Origin of the sequence: uncultured Clostridium sp. (assembly GCF_937920395.1) — a bacterium.
In the GTDB taxonomy this organism is placed as follows: Bacteria; Bacillota; Clostridia; order Clostridiales; family Clostridiaceae; genus Clostridium_AD.
On the sequence record NZ_CALEVF010000099.1, the window covers coordinates 1 to 3,393 of the forward strand.

Below are 3,393 nucleotides of genomic sequence, written 5' to 3' on the forward strand. Positions count from 1 at the left end.
TTAGCGAGATAATCATTAACCTTATTACCTCGTTTGTTCCAAAGGTTTCCTTGGGCTTTAGTAGTGCGTGTGATATTTTGTTTATCTTTAATTGATTGCAATTTGCAACTTCGCTTATTTGTACTTACCTGCTTTTGCTAATTTAAGCAATGCAAAAAACGACTTAAAACTTGCATCTACAACTTTCATTATTTGTTGGGCTGAATTACTATTAAGTATTTCGTAGTTTTCATTAGTTTTGCAAACATGATAGTTTTTAATGTAACTTAAGAACTTCTTTTCAGTAAAATAATGTTGACGAATACTATACAATGCTACATTGTACATGTTTTTAGATAAAATACATAGTTGTTTAAGTGCTTTATATTCCTTAGCTGACAAATCTTTAAGTTGTTGTTTTTGAACTCCGTACAAGATTTCCTTTTCTACTTTTTTTGAACTGTTAGTCATTGAGACTCCTCCTTTCACAAATGTTTTATATTAATATTATGTCCAAATATCGATGAAAATATGAGTATATTCTCTATTAATATTATACTTGTAAGTAATTGCTTTATTTTTATAAACTGCCCTAAGCTAGACGGAATTCACCACCCACCTATAGAGGATGGGCGTACTCTTTCGCAACAGGATAGGTTTAGAAAAGGGTTAGTTCCGTCTTAGCTAACGCTAAGAAATGCAATTCATTAAAAAAAATAAATATAAAAGGGGAAATTAATATGATATATGATTACAAAGTAAAAACTACAGAGGGTAATGAAGTTTCAATGGAAGATTATAAAGGAAAGGTACTTTTAATAGTTAACACAGCTACTGGTTGCGGTTTTACACCACAATATGAAGGACTTCAAAAACTTTATGACAAATACGGCAAAGACGGATTTGAAATATTAGATTTCCCAAGCAATCAATTCTTTGCTCAAGCTCCAGGAACTAACGAGGAAATTTCTAATTTTTGTGCAATAACATATGGTACAACTTTTAAAACTTTTGCTAAAATAGATGTAAATGGCGAAACTGCAAATGAACTATATAAATTTCTAAAAAAAGAAGCTCCTACAGCTACTGAAGATGATGCATCAAAAGGTTTCTACACTAAATTATCTGGTCTAGGATTTAATACATCTGAATCTGATATCAAATGGAATTTCACAAAATTCCTTGTAGATAAAACTGGTAAAGTTATTGCTAGATTTGCTCCAACATTTGAGCCAGAGAAAATGGAAGAAAACATTAAATCTTTACTATAAATTAAACAAAAGATTATATTATTGTTAGTAAAAACAATAGTATAATCTTTTTTATTTTAATAATTGTTAATATATGTTCTATTATAGTTACTGATTTAGATTGTCTTTTCTTCTGCTTCCATCCATATGAAATATTCGCAGTAAGTGTATTTCTTCAATAAGAAAAATAGCTATAACACTTATCAATAATAATAACAATTGCATACTGTCCTCATTAATAGCGATTGGTCGAATCAATGCCCAAATCCCAAAAACAGCATTAACACCCCCAAATATTAGCATTATAAATCCACTATGTTTTTGTGATACGTCCCAAGTGTCTTGATTTTTCATTGACAAAGGTGTTTTATATCCCATCACACCATTTATACTTTCTGGTGGATACTTCATTAAGCTAAACCCAAATATACTAAAACATATTCCAACAATTAAACTCATACGTCTTCCCCCATAAATTATTAATGTCGTTAAGTAAAAATAAACAAATCCTCATGCCACCTCAACTATGTATTATATACATTTTCAAATAAGATGTTCACTTTATTATACTATTAATGGCATAAATTACATATATAAATTTCAATTTTCCTTAAATTCTTTCATTCTTCTTTCATTATATATACTTGTTATCTTTGATAAAAAAAGTTCATAAAACTATAGGAGCCAAAATCTTTATATAATGAAGATTTCAGCTCCTATTACTTTTAACTATTAAATTAGTTGTTTTTATTTTTTATCAATCGCTAAAACTGTATGAAGAGCTACGTTTATACCATTGCAGCAATCTTCAAGCGATGTAAATTCTGGTTCACAATGACTGTGTCCATCCTTACTTGGAACAAAAATCATAGTAGTAGGTAACATTTCCGCAGCAAATTGTGCATCATGTCCTGCACCACTGTACATTTTTTTACTTGTATACCCACATTTATCTGAGCTTTCTTGAACTAATCCTACTAGTTTTTCATTAAACTCAATTGTGTTACGTGCCCAAGCTTCTTCATATTTAACTTCACATTTATCTAATTCTTTAGGCATATTTTTAATTATTTCAACAACTTGTTTAATAACTTTTGGATCCTTATGTCTTGCATCTAACGAGAAGTCAACAAGGTCCGGAATGCAAGTGTGTACACATGGATGACAAATAATTTCGCCTGTTGTATAAACAAGATTACTATCAAGCTTGTCAAGCTGTTCATGTAAATACTTAAGAGCAGATGATGAGGCCAAAAGAGCATCTCTTCTGTATTTCATTGGAGTAGTTCCCGCATGGTCAGTCTGTCCATAAGTTCTAATTCTGTAATTAACCATTCCTACAACGCCCTGAACAACACCGATTTGCTTATTTTCAGCTTCAAGAACAGGACCCTGCTCTATGTGTAATTCTAGCATTGCCATGTAATCTTTAGGATTTAGTCTGTTTGAAATATCACCTATATATCCACTCTGCTCCAAAGCTTGTCCAAAGGTTTTCCCCTCACAACTCTTTGTAGCTAACATTTTACCTTTATCAAATTTACCACAGACTACACCCGAGCACATCATTGCAGGTGGATAAAGTGACCCTTCTTCATTGGTCCAAATCATAGCTGTAATTGGATGTCTATGAGGAATTTTTTCTGTAACAATTGTTTCAACTACTTCCATTCCTGTCATAACTCCCAAAATACCATCGTAGTTACCACCATTTCTAACGGAATCACAATGAGATGCCATTACAATTCTAGGAAACCCCGCTTCTGTACCTGGAAAAGTCGCGTACATATTTGCCAAATCGTCGGTTACAACTTTAACACCAAGTGCAAGCATTCTCTTACTGAATTCCGCTCTTGCCTCAAGTGCCTCTTTTGACAAAGAAAGTCTTGTTATCCCGCCATGTCCTGCATCACCAAATTTGGAAAATGTCTCAATTTTGTTTTGTACCCTTTCTTTATTACAAGTTAACATTCTACTAACCCCCATTTTTATATTATTTGAGGTGAAGTTCTTTTTATGAACTTGCCTCTTCCTTCTTCACCTACAAATTGACCGTCCCTCGCAATTACATTTCCTCTACTTATCGTAACCGTTGGGTATCCTTTTAACTTAAACCCTTCATATGGTGTATAATCTACATTTTCATGTAACATTGATTTTGTTA

Annotated in this window: 4 protein-coding genes and 1 pseudogene; 1 reads left to right on the forward strand and 4 read right to left on the reverse strand. The window is 32.1% G+C overall.

The annotated features are described in order from the left end of the window. Positions 1–114: 114 nt before the first annotated feature. Complete coding sequence (locus Q0649_RS08945) at positions 115–450, reverse strand: hypothetical protein (protein ID WP_298840466.1); 336 nt, start codon at positions 448–450, stop codon at positions 115–117. 269 nt (positions 451–719) lie between these two features. Between Q0649_RS08945 and Q0649_RS08950 the strand changes: the two genes are divergently transcribed. Beyond that, on the forward strand, positions 720–1,250 hold the full coding sequence (locus Q0649_RS08950; RefSeq protein WP_298840469.1) for a glutathione peroxidase: 531 nt from the start codon (positions 720–722) through the stop codon (positions 1,248–1,250). 87 nt (positions 1,251–1,337) lie between these two features. On the opposite strand, the gene Q0649_RS08955 is transcribed toward Q0649_RS08950, so the two are convergent. The 3 genes and pseudogenes from Q0649_RS08955 to Q0649_RS08965 all read right to left on the reverse strand — a co-directional run. Next, on the reverse strand, positions 1,338–1,688 hold the full coding sequence (locus Q0649_RS08955; protein WP_298840472.1) for an SdpI family protein: 351 nt from the start codon (positions 1,686–1,688) through the stop codon (positions 1,338–1,340). 288 nt (positions 1,689–1,976) lie between these two features. Next, the gene (locus Q0649_RS08960) at positions 1,977–3,200 is read right to left on the reverse strand and encodes a Zn-dependent hydrolase (protein WP_298840475.1); all 1,224 of its coding nucleotides are present in this window, start codon (positions 3,198–3,200) and stop codon (positions 1,977–1,979) included. A gap of 17 nt (positions 3,201–3,217) precedes the next feature. Next, positions 3,218–3,393, reverse strand: a pseudogene (locus Q0649_RS08965) (dihydropyrimidinase); the annotation flags it as partial.

Coding starts and splice junctions, on each gene's coding strand:
- Q0649_RS08945 (WP_298840466.1), bottom strand. CDS start 450: ATGACTAACAGTTCAAAAAAAGTAGAAAAGGAAATCTTGTACGGAGTT.
- Q0649_RS08950 (WP_298840469.1), top strand. CDS start 720: ATGATATATGATTACAAAGTAAAAACTACAGAGGGTAATGAAGTTTCA.
- Q0649_RS08955 (WP_298840472.1), bottom strand. CDS start 1,688: ATGAGTTTAATTGTTGGAATATGTTTTAGTATATTTGGGTTTAGCTTA.
- Q0649_RS08960 (WP_298840475.1), bottom strand. CDS start 3,200: ATGTTAACTTGTAATAAAGAAAGGGTACAAAACAAAATTGAGACATTT.